The sequence below is a fragment of the Streptomyces sp. NPDC054883 genome, from assembly GCF_053610645.1.
The window spans coordinates 12,963-29,380 of record NZ_JBSGYT010000037.1; the positions used below are offsets into that span (position 1 = coordinate 12,963).

Annotated in this window: 14 protein-coding genes; 10 read left to right on the forward strand and 4 right to left on the reverse strand. The window is 68.1% G+C overall.

The features are described 5' to 3' along the window. Positions 1 to 411 precede the first annotated feature (411 nt). The 4 genes from rpsL to tuf all read left to right on the forward strand — a co-directional run bounded on the left by rpsL (position 412) and on the right by tuf (position 4,765). On the forward strand, positions 412 to 783 hold the full coding sequence (rpsL, locus tag ACWGH1_RS24535) for a 30S ribosomal protein S12 (protein WP_007265893.1): 372 nt from the start codon (positions 412 to 414) through the stop codon (positions 781 to 783). A 2-nt stretch (positions 784 to 785) separates the two neighbouring features. Beyond that, complete coding sequence (gene rpsG, locus ACWGH1_RS24540) at positions 786 to 1,256, forward strand: 30S ribosomal protein S7 (RefSeq protein ID WP_326588520.1); 471 nt, start codon at positions 786 to 788, stop codon at positions 1,254 to 1,256. Between the two features lie 39 nt (positions 1,257 to 1,295). Then, the gene (gene fusA / locus ACWGH1_RS24545) at positions 1,296 to 3,422 is read left to right on the forward strand and encodes an elongation factor G (protein WP_453354962.1); all 2,127 of its coding nucleotides are present in this window, start codon (positions 1,296 to 1,298) and stop codon (positions 3,420 to 3,422) included. A gap of 149 nt (positions 3,423 to 3,571) precedes the next feature. Beyond that, a complete protein-coding gene (gene tuf / locus ACWGH1_RS24550) occupies positions 3,572 to 4,765 on the forward strand; it encodes an elongation factor Tu (protein ID WP_453354963.1) in 1,194 nt (397 codons plus the stop codon). Positions 4,766 to 4,879: 114 nt separating this feature from the next. Here the strand turns inward: tuf and ACWGH1_RS24555 are convergent, their stop codons facing one another. From ACWGH1_RS24555 to ACWGH1_RS24570, 4 genes are all read right to left on the reverse strand, one after another. Then, complete coding sequence (locus ACWGH1_RS24555) at positions 4,880 to 5,749, reverse strand: helix-turn-helix domain-containing protein (RefSeq protein WP_453354886.1); 870 nt, start codon at positions 5,747 to 5,749, stop codon at positions 4,880 to 4,882. A gap of 542 nt (positions 5,750 to 6,291) precedes the next feature. After that, positions 6,292 to 6,603: a hypothetical protein gene (locus ACWGH1_RS24560; RefSeq protein ID WP_453354885.1), complete on the reverse strand. Its 312-nt coding sequence runs from the start codon at positions 6,601 to 6,603 to the stop codon at positions 6,292 to 6,294. After that, positions 6,600 to 11,168, reverse strand: a complete 4,569-nt coding sequence (locus tag ACWGH1_RS24565; protein ID WP_453354884.1) for a putative T7SS-secreted protein — start codon at positions 11,166 to 11,168, stop codon at positions 6,600 to 6,602. Before ACWGH1_RS24565 ends, ACWGH1_RS24560 begins: the two co-directional genes overlap by 4 nt. After that, the gene (locus ACWGH1_RS24570) at positions 11,168 to 11,791 is read right to left on the reverse strand and encodes a hypothetical protein (RefSeq protein ID WP_453354883.1); all 624 of its coding nucleotides are present in this window, start codon (positions 11,789 to 11,791) and stop codon (positions 11,168 to 11,170) included. The genes ACWGH1_RS24565 and ACWGH1_RS24570 overlap by 1 nt, the downstream gene beginning before the upstream one ends. Positions 11,792 to 11,940: 149 nt before the next feature. On the opposite strand from ACWGH1_RS24570, the gene ACWGH1_RS24575 reads away from it, so the two are divergent. The 6 genes from ACWGH1_RS24575 (at position 11,941) to rplB (ending at position 16,418) form a co-directional block, all read left to right on the forward strand. Beyond that, positions 11,941 to 13,140: a hypothetical protein gene (locus tag ACWGH1_RS24575; protein ID WP_453408999.1), complete on the forward strand. Its 1,200-nt coding sequence runs from the start codon at positions 11,941 to 11,943 to the stop codon at positions 13,138 to 13,140. Between the two features lie 456 nt (positions 13,141 to 13,596). Beyond that, positions 13,597 to 13,905 (forward strand): 30S ribosomal protein S10, encoded by a 309-nt coding sequence (rpsJ, locus tag ACWGH1_RS24580; protein ID WP_003948644.1) that lies wholly within the window; start codon positions 13,597 to 13,599, stop codon positions 13,903 to 13,905. A 14-nt stretch (positions 13,906 to 13,919) separates the two neighbouring features. Next, positions 13,920 to 14,564 carry a 50S ribosomal protein L3 gene (gene rplC, locus ACWGH1_RS24585; protein ID WP_215015311.1) on the forward strand — a complete coding sequence of 215 codons (645 nt, stop codon included), beginning with the start codon at positions 13,920 to 13,922 and terminating at the stop codon, positions 14,562 to 14,564. Between the two features lie 4 nt (positions 14,565 to 14,568). Further along, on the forward strand, positions 14,569 to 15,219 hold the full coding sequence (gene rplD, locus ACWGH1_RS24590) for a 50S ribosomal protein L4 (protein ID WP_453353060.1): 651 nt from the start codon (positions 14,569 to 14,571) through the stop codon (positions 15,217 to 15,219). Beyond that, positions 15,219 to 15,542, forward strand: a complete 324-nt coding sequence (gene rplW / locus ACWGH1_RS24595; RefSeq protein ID WP_037792012.1) for a 50S ribosomal protein L23 — start codon at positions 15,219 to 15,221, stop codon at positions 15,540 to 15,542. Before rplD ends, rplW begins: the two co-directional genes overlap by 1 nt. 39 nt (positions 15,543 to 15,581) lie before the next feature. Then, complete coding sequence (gene rplB, locus ACWGH1_RS24600; RefSeq protein WP_008739715.1) at positions 15,582 to 16,418, forward strand: 50S ribosomal protein L2; 837 nt, start codon at positions 15,582 to 15,584, stop codon at positions 16,416 to 16,418.

Here is a 16,418-nt window from a genome sequence, read left to right on the forward strand (position 1 = left end):
CGCCGGGTGGCGGTTTGTCCGGCTCGTCAGTCTAGGGCGGTGCGGGGAGCGCGGAGCCACTTACCACATGTGCTCGGGTTCCGCACGTCCGCACCAGTGCGGGAGGGCCGCCCGGGCCCGGATCCCGTGCCGCGTCTGGCCTGCGGGTCTGTGCGGAAGGGGGGCCCGCGGCGGCTGCCGGGCTTTTGTTTTGACCGGAGTGGATGGGATGGGTACGCTCAGACCTTGTGCCTGGGGTGTGCCTGGGCTCCCGTGCGTGTCCATCACCCGCATAAGAGCCCGTACAAAGCCACCGCGATCCACGTGATCTCCGTTTGCGCGGAGTTCCACCGGATCCGACACACCCGACCGCGTGGGTCGGCAACGTTCCAGGTTAGCTTCACTACACGGCACACAGAAACCGGAGAAGTAGTGCCTACGATCCAGCAGCTGGTCCGTAAGGGCCGGCAGGACAAGGTCGAGAAGACAAAGACCCCCGCGCTTGAGGCTTCGCCCCAGCGTCGCGGCGTCTGCACGCGTGTGTTCACGACCACCCCGAAGAAGCCGAACTCGGCGCTCCGTAAGGTCGCGCGTGTGCGTCTGACCTCCGGCATCGAGGTCACCGCTTACATTCCGGGTGAGGGACACAACCTGCAGGAGCACTCGATCGTGCTCGTGCGTGGTGGCCGTGTGAAGGACCTGCCGGGTGTTCGTTACAAGATCATCCGCGGTGCGCTTGACACCCAGGCTGTCAAGAACCGCAAGCAGGCCCGCAGCCGCTACGGCGCCAAGAAGGAGAAGTAAGAATGCCTCGTAAGGGCCCCGCCCCGAAGCGCCCGGTCATCATCGACCCGGTCTACGCATCTCCTCTGGTGACGTCGCTCATCAACAAGATCCTCCTGAACGGCAAGCGCTCCACCGCCGAGCGCATCGTCTACGGCGCCATGGAAGGCCTCCGCGAGAAGACCGGCGCTGACCCGGTCATCACGCTGAAGCGCGCGCTGGAGAACGTCAAGCCGTCGCTCGAGGTCAAGTCCCGCCGTGTCGGTGGCGCCACCTACCAGGTGCCGATCGAGGTCAAGCCCGGTCGTGCCTCCACCCTCGCGCTGCGCTGGGTCGTGGGTTACTCCCGCGCCCGCCGCGAGAAGACCATGACCGAGCGCCTCATGAACGAGCTGCTCGACGCTTCCAACGGCCTCGGTGCTGCCGTCAAGAAGCGCGAGGACACGCACAAGATGGCCGAGTCCAACAAGGCCTTCGCGCACTACCGCTGGTAGTCCCACCCCACATCGAGACCGAGAGAAGACCGAAGCCTTATGGCTACCACTTCGCTTGACCTGGCCAAGGTCCGCAATATCGGGATCATGGCCCACATCGACGCGGGCAAGACGACCACCACCGAGCGCATCCTGTTCTACACCGGTGTGTCGTACAAGATCGGTGAGGTCCACGACGGCGCTGCCACGATGGACTGGATGGAGCAGGAGCAGGAGCGTGGTATCACCATCACGTCTGCCGCGACGACCTGCCACTGGCCTCTCGACGAGGTCGACCACACCATCAACATCATCGACACCCCGGGTCACGTCGACTTCACCGTAGAGGTGGAGCGTTCGCTCCGCGTCCTCGACGGTGCCGTCACCGTCTTCGACGGTGTCGCCGGTGTGGAGCCGCAGTCCGAGACGGTCTGGCGTCAGGCCGACCGTTACGGCGTGCCGCGCATCTGCTTCGTGAACAAGCTGGACCGTACCGGCGCCGAGTTCTTCCGCTGTGTCGACATGATCGTGGACCGCCTCGGCGCGACCCCGATCGTCATGCAGCTGCCCATCGGCTCCGAGATGGACTTCCAGGGCGTTGTCGACCTGGTCCGCATGAAGGCCCTTGTCTGGTCCGCCGAGGCCTCCAAGGGCGAGATGTACGACGTCGTCGACATCCCCGCTTCGCACGTCGAGCTCGCCGATGAATGGCGCGGCAAGCTCGTCGAGGCCGTCGCGGAGAACGACGAGGAGATGATGGAGCTGTTCCTGGAGGGCACCGAGCCCACCGAGGAGCAGATCTACGCCGCCGTGCGTCGCATCACCATCGCGTCCGGCAAGGGCGGCGACACCACGGTCACCCCCGTGTTCTGCGGCACCGCGTTCAAGAACAAGGGCGTTCAGCCCCTGCTCGACGCCGTCGTGCGCTACCTGCCTTCCCCCCTGGACGTCGAGGCCATCGAAGGCCACGACGTCAAGGACGCGGAGGTCGTCGTCAAGCGCAAGCCGGCGGACTCCGAGCCGCTGTCGGCCCTCGCGTTCAAGATCGCGAGCGACCCGCACCTCGGCAAGCTCACCTTCGTCCGGATCTACTCCGGTCGCCTGGAGGCCGGCACCGCGGTGCTGAACTCCGTCAAGGGCAAGAAGGAGCGCATCGGCAAGATCTACCGCATGCACGCGAACAAGCGTGAGGAGATCGAGTCGGTGGGCGCCGGTGACATCGTCGCCGTCATGGGCCTGAAGCAGACCACCACCGGTGAGACGCTGTGCGACGAGAAGGCCCCGGTCATCCTGGAGTCCATGGACTTCCCGGCCCCGGTCATCCAGGTCGCCATCGAGCCCAAGTCCAAGGGTGACCAGGAGAAGCTGGGTGTTGCCATCCAGCGTCTCGCGGAGGAGGACCCCTCCTTCCAGGTTCACTCGGACGAGGAGACCGGCCAGACCATCATCGGTGGTATGGGCGAGCTTCACCTCGACATCCTCGTCGACCGCATGCGTCGCGAGTTCAAGGTCGAGGCGAACGTCGGCAAGCCGCAGGTGGCCTACCGCGAGACGATCCGCAAGTCCGTCGAGCGTCACGACTACACCCACAAGAAGCAGACCGGTGGTACCGGTCAGTTCGCCAAGGTGCAGATCGCGATCGAGCCCATCGAGGGCGGCGAGGCGGCTTACGAGTTCGTCAACAAGGTCACCGGTGGACGCATCCCGCGCGAGTACATCCCGTCGGTGGACGCCGGTGCGCAGGAAGCCATGAAGTTCGGCATCCTCGCCGGCTACGAGATGACTGGCGTCCGCGTCATTCTTCTCGACGGTGGCTACCACGAGGTCGACTCCTCCGAACTCGCGTTCAAGATCGCCGGTTCGCAGGCCTTCAAGGAGGCCGCGCGCAAGGCTTCTCCCGTGCTCCTTGAGCCGATGATGGCCGTTGAGGTCACCACGCCCGAGGACTACATGGGTGAGGTCATCGGCGACATCAACTCTCGTCGTGGCCAGATCCAGGCCATGGACGAGCGTCACGGTGCTCGCATCGTGAAGGGCCTCGTGCCGCTTTCGGAGATGTTCGGCTACGTCGGAGACCTCCGCAGCAAGACCTCGGGTCGCGCCAGCTACTCGATGCAGTTCGACTCCTACGCCGAGGTTCCCCGGAACGTCGCTGAGGAGATCATCGCGAAGGCCAAGGGCGAGTAACTCTTCGGAGTCCACGCTTTAGGCTTGTCACCGGTACCTCTGGGGCAACAGGAGCAACCCGCTCCCGTCGCCCCGGGGACCGGCATCCCAGCAAAGATCACCTGGCGCCGATCTGTAAGGCGTACAGAACCACTCTCAGGAGGACCCCCGTGGCGAAGGCGAAGTTCGAGCGGACTAAGCCGCACGTCAACATCGGCACCATCGGTCACATTGACCACGGTAAGACGACCCTCACGGCCGCCATTACCAAGGTGCTGCACGACAAGTACCCGGACCTGAACGCGGCTTCGGCCTTCGATCAGATCGACAAGGCTCCTGAGGAGCGCCAGCGCGGTATCACCATCTCGATCGCGCACGTCGAGTACCAGACCGAGGCGCGTCACTACGCCCACGTCGACTGCCCGGGTCACGCGGACTACATCAAGAACATGATCACCGGTGCCGCGCAGATGGACGGTGCCATCCTCGTGGTCGCCGCCACCGACGGCCCGATGCCGCAGACCAAGGAGCACGTGCTCCTGGCCCGCCAGGTCGGCGTTCCCTACATCGTCGTCGCCCTGAACAAGGCCGACATGGTGGACGACGAGGAGATCCTGGAGCTCGTCGAGCTCGAGGTCCGTGAGCTGCTCTCCGAGTACGACTTCCCGGGCGACGACCTGCCGGTCGTCCAGGTCTCCGCGCTGAAGGCGCTCGAGGGCGACAAGGAGTGGGGTGACAAGCTCCTCGGCCTGATGGACGCCGTGGACGAGGCCATCCCGACCCCGCCGCGCGACACCGACAAGCCCTTCCTGATGCCGGTCGAGGACGTCTTCACGATCACCGGTCGCGGTACGGTCGTCACCGGCCGTATCGAGCGTGGTGTCCTGAAGGTCAACGAGACCGTCGACATCATCGGTATCAAGGAAGAGAAGACCACCACCACGGTCACCGGTATCGAGATGTTCCGCAAGCTCCTCGACGAGGGCCAGGCCGGTGAGAACGTCGGTCTGCTCCTCCGTGGCATCAAGCGCGAGGACGTCGAGCGCGGTCAGGTCATCATCAAGCCCGGTTCGGTCACGCCGCACACCGAGTTCGAGGCCGCCGCGTACATCCTGTCGAAGGACGAGGGTGGCCGTCACACCCCGTTCTTCAACAACTACCGCCCGCAGTTCTACTTCCGTACCACGGACGTGACGGGCGTTGTGACCCTGCCTGAGGGCACCGAGATGGTCATGCCCGGTGACAACACCGACATGACGGTCAACCTCATCCAGCCGGTCGCGATGGAAGAGGGCCTGAAGTTCGCCATCCGTGAGGGTGGTCGTACGGTGGGCGCCGGCCAGGTCACCAAGATCACGAAGTAATTCGTGCTCTGACCTGGTAGCTCGCGCGAGCGGGCACCACGTTTGACAGAGGGGCCCCTTCCCCGACGCTCCGGCGTCGGGGAAGGGGCCCTTCGTCGTACCCGACGGCCGGGCCTAGGCGACCGCGGCTTCGGCGCGGCACTCTCCGCACAGACCCGGTTCCGGGGCCCGGAACGCCAGGCCGCAGGTGTCGTCCGTGCAGGTCTGGAAGGGGTCCGGCGGTACGAAGGCGGGTGCGCGGGGCGTCTCGGCCAGGGCCGGAGGCAGCTGGACGGTGAGCCGCCGGGCGACCAGTCCGCCGGGGTTGCGGAGCTGCGCGGGCAGATTGGCCGTGAGCGCGGCGGTGATGCCGACGGGCCGGGCAGCGCGCTCCAGCCAGGCCTCGACGGCGGGGGCGAGCCGCTCGATGTCCTGCCGGCCGAGCAGGAGGCGGGAGTCGACACGGCGCAGGTCCGTGAGGATGGCGACGGCCGCGTCGCGCCGCCAGGGGTTGTCGGGGTTCACCGGCCGGGGGAGGGGCTCGGAGGCGGCTGCCTGCGGGGCGGGGGCGGGCGGGGGAGGCGGGCCCGCCACGGGCGCCGGTGCGGGCGGCGGGGCGTGGTTCTCGTCGGCCTCCAGGCACCCGGGGCGGTTGTAGGACACGGTCCGGGTGATCACCTGGCCGCCGGGCAGCCGTACGCGGGTCCGCTCCAGGTAGCCGTACACCTCCAGCTCGCGCAGGGCCCGGGCGATGCGGTGCTCGCTCTCGGGGAAGCGGGCGGCGAGGTCCTTGATGCCGATGCGGGCGCCGGCCGGCAGCGACTGGATGTGCAGCGCGAGGCCGATCGCGACGAGGGACATCTCGGCGTGCTGGGCGAGGTGGTTGCCGACCACGGTGAAGCGGCGGGTGTGCCGCACGTTGACGTGGACGACACCTGATCGGGGGGCATCGCCGCGATTGCGCCCGGAGGCGAGCACGACGGGGTTAGGCTTCTGGGTATCCATCGGGAAGGGTTGTCTTCCTGGTAGGCCAGGCCCCCGCCGGGATTGCGAGTCCCGTCGGGGGCCGACGTATGTCTGGAGTTGTCGGGCCGAGCATATGCCCGACAACCCCTGTGAAAGCCAGCCAAGTTGGCCCGGTTCACCCATCCGAGCGACGAGCCCCCGGCGGGAGGCTGGAGGGGTCTGGCGGGGTTCTTTCGCTTCCCGAGTACTTTCCCCACACCTCTAAGCCCCCCGCCCCCCGGCCCCCCGCATCGCGGCCCCCGCGACCCGGTCGCTACCGCGCACCGGTGTCGGAGCGAGTGCCCGCGAATACCTCGCCGGACACGACCTTGTCAGCCCCGCGACCAACGAAAGTGAGCTTTGCGGCGGACACCTGATCGAGTACTTGAGGCCGGCGGCGTGTCAGAGGGTCTGGATTGGGTGCAGGTCGGCCTACGGGTTGGCGGAGCGGAACTGCATTCCGACATGTGCTTCCCCACCGACATAACGAACGGCGCGCAACGGTTCTGTCGCCAATGCGAACCCCAACGGTCGCCACTTGCTCACTCGTCGTGCCGGGTCGTTTCGTTGACTTCCCACGGTGGCTGTCCGACCCTGATACGAATCTGCTGGTCGCGGTCCACGTGGTCTACGACCACGCCCTCCACGATCGAGCCGACCGGGGGTAGCGGCACGACGTCGCCGGGATTTGTATCCGGTGCGTACGAGGCGACATCCATGAAAACTTTCACAGCCGGGTCCTGTTCAATTTCCAGGAATACGCCAAATGGAAACCTGGCCCGGACCCTTCCGCGTCGCTGCGCGCCCAAAGGGTGCGCCTGCTTGATATTTTCCCAGCTTGGTTCGTCGGTCATTGATGCCTCTTCCGCCAATATCCGTTGAGGTGCTCAACGATGCTGTTGGGGATCTCGAGCTCTGTCAGGGGGCCACCCTCGTAGGCGCGCTCGAATTTCGCGAACTTCTCCAGGTATTCCGTTGTCGGGATTTTTATCTCGATAACTCCTTCTCCGTAGTGCTTGGCGTACACTTCTGCAAGTTGCCGTTCCTTGGCGAAGTATGCAAGTCCATTCATGTAGGGATCGTGGGGGCCGCCGGGAAAATGCTCCTCCAGGAATCCTAGGGCCTCTTGCACCTGCCCCATTCCTCTCTGTGGCGCTTTGTAAATGGGAGTTACATCGAGTTCCTCGGGGCAGCCGTCGGGAGCGAGACCCAGGGGGTCGGACCAGGTGTGGGGGTTGGGGACGTAGGTGGAGGGGTTGGGGGCGGGGGAGAGGCCCAGGGGGTCCGGGGTGAGGTAGCGGGCCGTTTCGGGGTCGTAGGTGCGGAAGAGGTTGTGGTGGAGGCCGGATTCGGGGTCGAAGTACTGGCCCGGGAAGCGGAGCGGGGTGTAGGCCGTCGCGTCGCGGTTCCACGTCGTCGTGCCCCAGAGGGTGGCGCGGGTGCGCCAGGCCGTGGCGCCGTCCTCGGTGAGGAGCTCGGTCGGGGTGCCGACCAGGTCGGTGACGATGGCGAAGAAGCGGTCGTCCACCGTGTCGTCGTCGATGCGCTCCGACTGGGTGACCGGATGCAAGCCCTGGTGGGTCCAGGTGAGGGTGACCGGGCCGGTGGACTGTTCGCAGAGCGTGGCGCCGTCCCAGGTGAACGTGACCTCTTCCGAGATCGCGCCCGTCTCCGTGAGGCGTTGTTTCGCCGTGCGGCGGCCCAGGGGGTCGTACGTGTACCGCCAGCGGGTGCCGTCCGGGGTGGTGACCGCCGATAGCTGGTCGTCGGCGTTCCACTCGTAGCGCCAGGTCTCCGGCTTGCGGGAGAGCCGGGTCTTCTGTCGCAGGGTGACCCGGCCGAGTGCGTCGTGCTCGTAGCGGACCGCCCCCGCGCGGGTGATGCGGGTGCCCGTGTACGAGCGGCCGCCCTGCGCGTCGGCGCCCGGGTGGCCGTCCGGCCAGGTGGCGTGGGTCTGGTTGCCGGCCTCGTCGTAGGCGTACCGCTCCGACCACGAGCCGGCGTCCACCGTCGTCACGCGGGCGGCCGCGTCGAGGGTGAACGTCCGCGGACCGGTCAGGGAGTCGTCTATCCCGGTGAGGTAGCCGTCCGCACGGTAGCCGTAGCCGCGCCGCTGGAGGGTCCGGCCGTCCCGGCCGATGACCGACTGGGCGGTGCGGCGGCCCAGTGGGTCGTAAGCGTGGGTGAGGGAGAGGGCCGGGCCCAGGGTGCGGGTGAGTTCCTGCCCGGCCGCGTCGCGCTCGAAGGTGATCGTGCGGCCCGCTGTGGTCAGGGCGATGCGGTGGCCCGCCGCGTCGTAGGTCCAGTGCGACTGTGCCCCCGTGGGCGTGGTGCGGGTCGTGCGGCGGCCCAGGGCGTCGTAGGCGTACGTGAGCGTGCGGCCGTCGACCGTTTCCGCCAGGACCCGGCCGGCCCCGTCGCGGAGCCAGGTGATCGTGGAGTCCGGCGAGATCAGCGAGGTCAGGCGGTCGGAGTCGTCGTAGCCGTACACCGTCCGGCCCGAGGCGGTGGTCTTGCGGGTGATCTGCCCGAGCGCGTTGCGGGTGTAGGTGACCGCCTCGCCCAGCGCGTTGACTCGGCTGACCAGGGCGCCCGCCGCGTCGTAGGCGTACGTGAGGGTGCGGGCGTCGAAGTCGGTCTCCGATGACAGGTGTCCCGCGGGGGAGTAGGCGTAACTCCACTTCAACCCCTGCGGGTTGGTGACCGAGGTGAGGCGCAGTTCCGTGTCGTGGTCGAACGTGTGGCGTGCGCCGTCGGGGCCGGTGCGGGCGGTGAGGAGGTCGAAGTCGCCGTACTCGTTGACGGTCACCCGGCCCGCGGCGTCGGTGTGCGTCAGACAGTTGCCCTCCCCGTCGTACGTCCAGGATTCCGCCGTGCCGTCCGGGTGCACTCGGCGGAGCAGGCGGCCCTCGGTGCTCCAGGTCAGGCGGGTCGTGCGGCCCAGCGGGTCGGTCACCGTGACCGGTCGGCCGAAGGCGTCGCGGGAATACGTCGTCGTCGCGCCCAGCGGATCCCCCACCGAGACGAGCAGGCCGGCCCGGTCGAAGACGAAAACGCTGGTGTGTCCGAGGGCGTCCGTCATCGAGGACAGGTGGCCGCGCGCATCGTAGGTGAAGTGCGTGGTCGCGCCGGAGGGGTCGGTCGTGGAGGTGCGGTTGCCCTGGGCGTCGTACGTGTGGACGGTCGTCGTCCCGTCCGTGGCGATCAGCCGTTCCGGGAGGCCGAGGGAGTCGTACTCGGCCCGTGAAGTCTTGCCGTCCAGCCGCGCGACGGCGGTCAGGCGGCCGGCACCGTCGTACGTCAGGCGGACCGTGCGGCCCAGCGGATCGGTACGGGAGACCAGGCGGTTGCAGCGGTCGTACTCGAACCGCGTCGTCGCCCCCGCCGCGTCGATCTCGGCGGTGACCTGGGCGCGCTCGTTGATCAGGAACCGCTTGCGGTGTCCGAGCGAGTCCGTGAGGGTCGTGATTCCGGCCTCGTAGGCGAACCGGATGTTCAGGTGGCCGTTGGTACCGGACTGGGCTATGCAGCGGTGCTGCTCGTCGTAGACGTAGTCGAAGCGGCGGTCGTTGGTGTCCGTCCACGAGGTGATCCGGCCCAGTACGTCGTACCCGAAGCGCAGGGGGAGACCGGAGGAGTTGGTGACCTCGGTGAGGTGGCCGTCGGTGTAGCCGTAGCGCAGGACCTCGGTGCCGTCCGCGAGGGCCAGGCCGGTTATTCGGCCTTCGCGGGAGGTCAGGCGCAGCTCGTAGCCGCCGCTGTGGCTGATCGCGAGGGGGGCGCCGGTGGCGTCGTCGTACTCGATGGCGATCCACGCGCCGTTGCGGTCGTCCAGCTGGGTGAGGACGCCGTCCTCCGCGAAATGGCGTACGTGTCCCGACTCGGGATCGGTGACCGTGTAGCCGCCGTCCGCGTCGCGCGTCAGCGGCCAGCGCCGGCCGTGCGAGGGCAGGACGGGAGGACCGGCCTGCTCCGGGTGGGGGTAGGCCAGCAGGCTGCCGTCCTCGCCGACGAAGATGACGCCCTGCGCGTCGGTCTCCAGGCGCTGGTCGACCGTCGACGCCCAGGTGGGGCCGAACCAGCGGCCGGAGCGGTACGAGGACTCGAAGGTACGGCTGAACACGAGGGGGAACGAGCCCGGCAGGACGAGGTCCGTCTGGGGCAGGAGCATCCGGCCCGTCGCCACGTCGACCGGGTCCCCCTCGCAAGGGACGTCCTTCTTCTGGTGGGAACTCCGCTCCTCGTTGCCGGTGAGCTGCTCGCGGGTCGAGGTCGGACTGTCCGGCCCTTTCGGGAGCTTGGGCGGCTCGGGCAGTTTGCCGTTCGCCAGTCGGCTCAGCACGGATGACTTGCGGAGCGCGCCGGTGACCGAGCTCGCCCCCTTCGATCCGGCGAACTCGCCGTACATCTTGCCGACGCCCTCGTCGGGGTCCTTCATGAACTGCTCGTACATCAGGGAACCGGCGCCGACGGGGTCGTTGGCCATCGTCAACATGCCGACACCCAAGCCGCTGAGCCGCATCTTGTACTCGGTCGGATGCATGCGGTTGTACGGATCCAGGGGGTCGACCGCACGGAAGAAATCGACCGTGCCCGCCAGCCCCTTGATGAACCCGCCGCCCTGGTGTTCCAGCCCGAGTCCCCGAATGGCCCCCTCGTAGACCAGTTGCTTGGCCAAGGACGGCAGGGGCGGGGCGGCATCCCGTGCCTTCGTCAGCGCTTGGACGGCCGTTCGGGCTGCCTCGTCGCGCTGGTGGCGCGCCTCCGTCAGCTTTTCCCGGGCTGCGTTGATGCCGTTCGTGCCGGGATCGGTGAAGCCCGTCGGGCGGGCCGGCAGCGGGTCCTGCTTGCTGCGGATCGCCGCGTTGTACGTGTCGACCCGCTTGTTGTACGCGTCGCGGGCCGCCTCGGACGCCTTGACGGCGGTCGTGTACTCGTCCAACGCCTCCTTGGCGCGGCCCTGGGCCCATTCCACCGTGTCCGCGAAGTGGTTCAAGGCCTCCGCGGCGGTCTCGAAGGCGTCCGCGGCCGCGAACCATTTCGGCGGCTGCTTCTGGGCGAGCACCCGGAATCCTTCGGCGGCGGCGCCCTTGATGCCGTCTTCGTCGAGCCCTTTGAGGCCTTCGCCGGTCTTGTCGAAGGCTGCCCGGAAGTCCGCCAGGTGCGAGGCGGTCGCCCGGAGCTTGGACGGGCTGCCGTGGATCAGCTTCGTCGGGTCGTCGGTGTGGCCCAGTTCGGCCTCTTCGACCTCCGCGCCGAGCCGGTTCGCGACCTTGTCGGTGCCCTCCCGTAAGACATCGGCGGCCTGGTGGAGTCCCACCTCGTCGAGCCCGGCCCCCGCTTTGTGCCCCACCCATTCGACGCCGTCGCCGATGGTCCTCTTGCCGGCGTCCAGCCACCCCTGGAGGTCGCGGCCCATCAGCGCTCACCCTGCTGGGCGGTGTCGTGCTCCGCTCGTCGTGCGCGTTCGCGCGCGAGGGCGAGGGCGGCGGGGTCCAGCTGGCCGAGATCGGCCGCCCCGTCCAGCAGCCGGGCGCCGTGGCCCTTCGTCACTGCGTCCCGCTTGGCCTGTTCCCACTGCTGCCGGAACTCGTCGCGGGCCTTCTGCGCCTCTTCCGGGGTCTCCTGGCGGAACGGTGCCTTGATGTCGTCCCACGACGTCTTCTCGACCGTGTCCTCGTCGGCGTGCGGATCGCCGATCACGGAGTTGGCCGCGACCTTGAACGTGCCCCTGCGGTACTGGTCCTCCTCCCAGATCATCCCCGCCGAGATGTTCAGCGCGGCCGTGAGGCCACTGACCTCCTCGACGAGGGCCCGTACTCCCCAGTCCCAGCGCGTGCAGAGGTCGTGGAAGACGCCGGTGACGTCCGGGTGGCCGGCCTCCATGCCGGTCAACGTGAGCTTTTCGAGCCCCGCGCCCACGGTCGCGCCGGCGTCCGGGGCGAACTCGCGCAGTTCGGCGATCGCCCCGCGCAGCCCGTCCGTGATGTTCTTGACGGCGACCGGATCCATCTCCAGGTCTTCGCCGTTGTCGGTGTTCAAGATCCACCCCCATGGTCCGGGCAAGGGTAAGCGGCGCCTCGGACAGGGGGGTGTCCGGCGGTGCGGATTTGGTCAGGGGCGGAAAACAGCTGGTCCAGGGGGTGTGAGAGGCTCCGCAGCGCATGGTGTGAACATCTCAAGGGGGAGTCATGGGGGACAGCGACGACGCGGGCAGGGGCGGCGTTTCCGACGAGGAGTGGGCGCGCTTCGTCCGGGACGCCGAGAGCGGGGCGGGGCGGGCCCCGGTGGAGCCGTCGGCGCGGGCGCGGATGGTGACCGAGCGGCTGCGGCGCGAGGACGCGGAGCGGGCCGCGCGGGAGACGGGCCGGAAGGGCCGCAAGGGGCGCAAGGCCCGGCAGGCGGCCGAGCCCGCCGGGTGGCGGACCGGGCCGGCCTGGCAGGAGCTGGAGGGCCGCGGGAAGGGCAAGCGGCGGCTCAAGGCCACTGCCGCGGTCGTCTTCATCGCCGCCCTCGCGCTGATCGCCGTACGGCCGGAGCTGGTCATAGACCGGCTCACCGGCAAGACGGCGGCCCGGGAGGCGGCCGCGAACGCCGCCCCGGCGGCCGCGGAGACGGCGCGGCCGTCGGCCGCGCCCGCGCAGCAGTACCCGGACCGGCCGACCCTCCAGGACCCCTTCCGCGGCTCCCCGGCCCGGCAGTGGGCGGACGGGGCCTCGGGCATCGAGCTGCCCGAGGCGAAGGCCGTGGGCGGGATGACCCGGGAGCAGGTGGCGGACGCGCTCGCGAAGACCGGCCGGCTGTTGGTGGCGGCGAACCTGGAGCCGGCCACCCTGCGCGGCGAGCGCCCGCAGGCGGCCCTGGACCTGCTGGACCCGGCGCAGGACGGCGGCCGGGGGCTGATGGAACGGGCCCTCATCCGGCCGACCAAGGACGCCGACCCGTTGGCGCTGTTCAGCCGCTTCGACCCGGCGCAGGTGCGGGTGCACGGTGACGTGGTCAAGACGCGCGGGCGCATGTGGTTCGACAGCACCCGCTCCGGTGAGGTGCTGGTGCACTCCGACTACACCTTCGTCTACCCGCTGGTGCAGGCCCGGGCGGGCGCGGACGAGGTGGCGCGCACCATCGTGCGGCGCGAGCTCACCGTGGCGCTGGCCGATCCCGAGCGGATAGCGGCCACGCCCGGCAGGCTGCAGATCGTGAGCTGGTCCGAAACGGCGGGGAACGACGACTGCTCGCGGGACGGCGAAGGCTATCTGCACCCGATGTTCGCGTCCGAGCAGCGGACGCGGCCCTCATCGGGGGCGCCGGGCCCGGTCACCGATCCGTACGACCGCAGTACGGACGTGGCTGCGCTGCCGAAGGAGTGCGGGACGGTCTCCCGGTCCTGACCCGCCACCGCACGGGTCCCCGTCGCGCGGCGGGTTTGACGTGTCCGCGCGGCGGGGTATTGTTCTGCGCCCGATTGGCGCAGTACGTGTCTCATGTGGCAGACTACTCAAGTTGCTCGGTTGAGTGCCGATGCTGCGCGCCTCCCGCCGGGAGGACCGGAAGCGAGTCCCACAGTACTCGTCGTCCTTATCTGCCCCTCGGGGCAGCAATGGGGACGGACGTACGGGAATCTTCTGGGAAGCGTCAGCACGGTGCCTGCCAGGAACTCGGTGGGTGTTTTCCCCCGCACCGCGGTCTTGGGCCGCACCCCCTTGGACAGGGAATTTCCGTATGGGAATTTTCTGTAGAGGGAGTGCGACACGCCCGACCGCGTGGGTCGGAGGAAAGCGGCGGAGCGATCCGCAGCCGGCCGAGGACCAGAGCGTTTCCACAACAGACAGGACTACGGAGTAGCCATGGCGGGACAGAAGATCCGCATCCGGCTCAAGGCCTACGACCACGAGGTCATCGATTCGTCGGCGAAGAAGATCGTCGAGACGGTGACGCGCACTGGTGCGTCGGTCGCGGGCCCGGTGCCGCTGCCCACTGAGAAGAACGTGTACTGCGTCATCAAGTCGCCGCACAAGTACAAGGACTCGCGCGAGCACTTCGAGATGCGCACGCACAAGCGCCTGATCGACATCCTCGACCCGACTCCCAAGACCGTTGACTCGCTGATGCGCCTGGACCTTCCGGCCGGCGTTGACATCGAGATCAAGCTCTGAGAGGCGTCGAGAAGATGGCAAAGCAGATCAAGGGCGTCCTGGGCGAGAAGCTCGGCATGACCCAGGTCTGGGACGAGAACAACCGTGTCGTCCCGGTGACCGTCGTCAAGGCCGGGCCCTGCGTCGTTACCCAGGTCCGTAAGAACGACATCGATGGCTACGAGTCGGTCCAGATCGCCTTCGGCGAGATTGACCCGCGCAAGGTGAACAAGCCCCTCAAGGGTCACTTCGCCAAGGCCGATGTAACCCCGCGCCGCCACCTGGTGGAGCTCCGCACCTCCGACGCCAGCGAGTACACGCTCGGCCAGGAGATCACCGCTGCTGTGTTCGAGTCCGGCGTCAAGGTCGACGTCACGGGCAACAGCAAGGGCAAGGGCTTCGCCGGTGTCATGAAGCGTCACAACTTCAAGGGCCTCGGTGCCGGTCACGGCGTCCAGCGCAAGCACCGCTCCCCCGGTTCGATCGGTGGCTGCGCCACCCCTGGGCGTGTCTTCAAGGGCATGCGCATGGCCGGTCGTATGGGTAACGAGCGCGTCACCACCCAGAACCTGACCATCCACGCGGTTGACGCGGAGAAGGGTCTGCTCCTCATCAAGGGTGCGGTCCCCGGTCCGAACGGCGGCCTCGTCCTGGTCCGTACCGCGGCCAAGGGGGCTTGAGGTAATGAGCACCATTGACATCCTTTCGCCGGCAGGCGACAAGGCCGGTACCGTCGATCTCCCCGCGGAGATCTTCGACGCCAAGACCAGCGTTCCGCTGATCCACCAGGTCGTTGTCGCTCAGCTGGCTGCTGCCCGTCAGGGCACGCACAAGACCAAGCGTCGTGGCGAAGTCCGTGGTGGTGGCCGCAAGCCGTACCGCCAGAAGGGCACCGGCCGCGCTCGCCAGGGTTCGACCCGCGCTCCGCAGTTCGTCGGCGGTGGCGTCGTCCACGGCCCGCAGCCGCGTGACTACTCGCAGCGGACCCCGAAGAAGATGAAGGCCGCCGCCCTCCGCGGTGCCCTCTCGGACCGTGCGCGTCACTCCCGCATCCACGTCGTCACCGGCGTGGTCGAGGGTGCCGCCTCCACGAAGGCCGCCAAGACGCTGTTCGGCAAGATCTCGGAGCGCAAGAACCTGCTCCTGGTCGTCGAGCGCGCCGACGAGGCCGCGTGGCTGTCCGCCCGCAACCTGCCCCAGGTTCACATCCTGGAGCCGGGCCAGCTGAACACGTACGACGTGATCGTCTCTGACGACGTGGTCTTCACTCAGGCCGCTTTCGAGTCCTTCGTGTCTGGCCCCAAGGCCGATGAGACCGAAGGGAGCGACGCCTGATGTCTGAGGCGACCGTTACCAGCAAGACCTTCACTGACCCGCGCGACCTGCTGATCAAGCCGGTTGTCTCGGAGAAGAGCTACGCGCTGCTGGACGAGAACAAGTACACGTTCATCGTCGCGCCCGGCGCCAACAAGACCCAGATCAAGCAGGCCGTCGAGGCGGTCTTCTCGGTCAAGGTCACCGGGGTCAACACGATCAACCGTCAGGGTAAGCGCAAGCGCACCAAGACCGGTTTCGGCAAGCGTGCGAACACCAAGCGCGCCATCGTGACCCTCGCTGAGGGCGACCGAATCGACATCTTCGGCGGCCAGGCCTCCTAACGGAGGTCTAGTCGTCCGGAATCGGACGAGGACTGAGAAATGGGTATCCGCAAGTACAAGCCGACGACCCCGGGCCGTCGTGGCTCCAGCGTCGCCGACTTTGTCGAGATCACGCGGTCCACGCCGGAGAAGTCGCTGGTTCGCCCGCTGCACAGCAAGGGCGGCCGTAACAACACCGGTCGGATCACCGTTCGCCACCAGGGTGGTGGACACAAGCGCGCCTACCGCGTGATCGACTTCCGTCGTCACGACAAGGACGGCGTGCCGGCCAAGGTCGCGCACATCGAGTACGACCCCAACCGCACTGCGCGCATCGCGCTCCTGCACTACGCCGACGGCGAGAAGCGCTACATCATCGCGCCGAAGGCTCTGAAGCAGGGCGACCGGATTGAGAACGGCCCCACGGCCGACATCAAGCCCGGTAACAACCTCGCGCTCCGCAACATCCCGGTCGGTACCACGATCCACGCGATCGAGCTCCGTCCCGGTGGTGGCGCCAAGTTCGCCCGTTCCGCGGGTGCCTCCGTGCAGCTGCTGGCGAAGGAGGGCACCATGGCCCACCTCCGCATGCCGTCCGGTGAGATCCGTCTCGTCGACGCGCGCTGCCGCGCCACGGTCGGCGAGGTCGGCAACGCCGAGCAGTCGAACATCAACTGGGGCAAGGCCGGCCGCATGCGCTGGAAGGGCGTTCGCCCGTCCGTCCGCGGTGTCGCGATGAACCCGGTTGACCACCCGCACGGTGGTGGTGAGGGCAAGACCAGTGGTGGTCGCCACCCGGTCTCCCCGTGGGGTCAGAAGGAGGGTCGTACTCGCTCGCCGAAGAAGGCTTCGAGCAAGTACATCGTCCGCCGCCGCAAGACGAACAAGAAGCGCTAG

Bases quoted from the DNA above. Each gene is read 5' to 3' on its own strand.
- rplB (WP_008739715.1), top strand. From the start codon at position 15,582: ATGGGTATCCGCAAGTACAAGCCGACGACCCCGGGCCGTCGTGGCTCC.
- ACWGH1_RS24575 (WP_453408999.1), top strand. From the start codon at position 11,941: ATGGGGGACAGCGACGACGCGGGCAGGGGCGGCGTTTCCGACGAGGAG.
- ACWGH1_RS24565 (WP_453354884.1), bottom strand. From the start codon at position 11,168: ATGGGCCGCGACCTCCAGGGGTGGCTGGACGCCGGCAAGAGGACCATC.
- rpsG (WP_326588520.1), top strand. From the start codon at position 786: ATGCCTCGTAAGGGCCCCGCCCCGAAGCGCCCGGTCATCATCGACCCG.
- rplD (WP_453353060.1), top strand. From the start codon at position 14,569: ATGAGCACCATTGACATCCTTTCGCCGGCAGGCGACAAGGCCGGTACC.
- rplW (WP_037792012.1), top strand. From the start codon at position 15,219: ATGTCTGAGGCGACCGTTACCAGCAAGACCTTCACTGACCCGCGCGAC.
- ACWGH1_RS24555 (WP_453354886.1), bottom strand. From the start codon at position 5,749: ATGGATACCCAGAAGCCTAACCCCGTCGTGCTCGCCTCCGGGCGCAAT.
- fusA (WP_453354962.1), top strand. From the start codon at position 1,296: ATGGCTACCACTTCGCTTGACCTGGCCAAGGTCCGCAATATCGGGATC.
- rpsJ (WP_003948644.1), top strand. From the start codon at position 13,597: ATGGCGGGACAGAAGATCCGCATCCGGCTCAAGGCCTACGACCACGAG.
- ACWGH1_RS24560 (WP_453354885.1), bottom strand. From the start codon at position 6,603: ATGACCGACGAACCAAGCTGGGAAAATATCAAGCAGGCGCACCCTTTG.
- rplC (WP_215015311.1), top strand. From the start codon at position 13,920: ATGGCAAAGCAGATCAAGGGCGTCCTGGGCGAGAAGCTCGGCATGACC.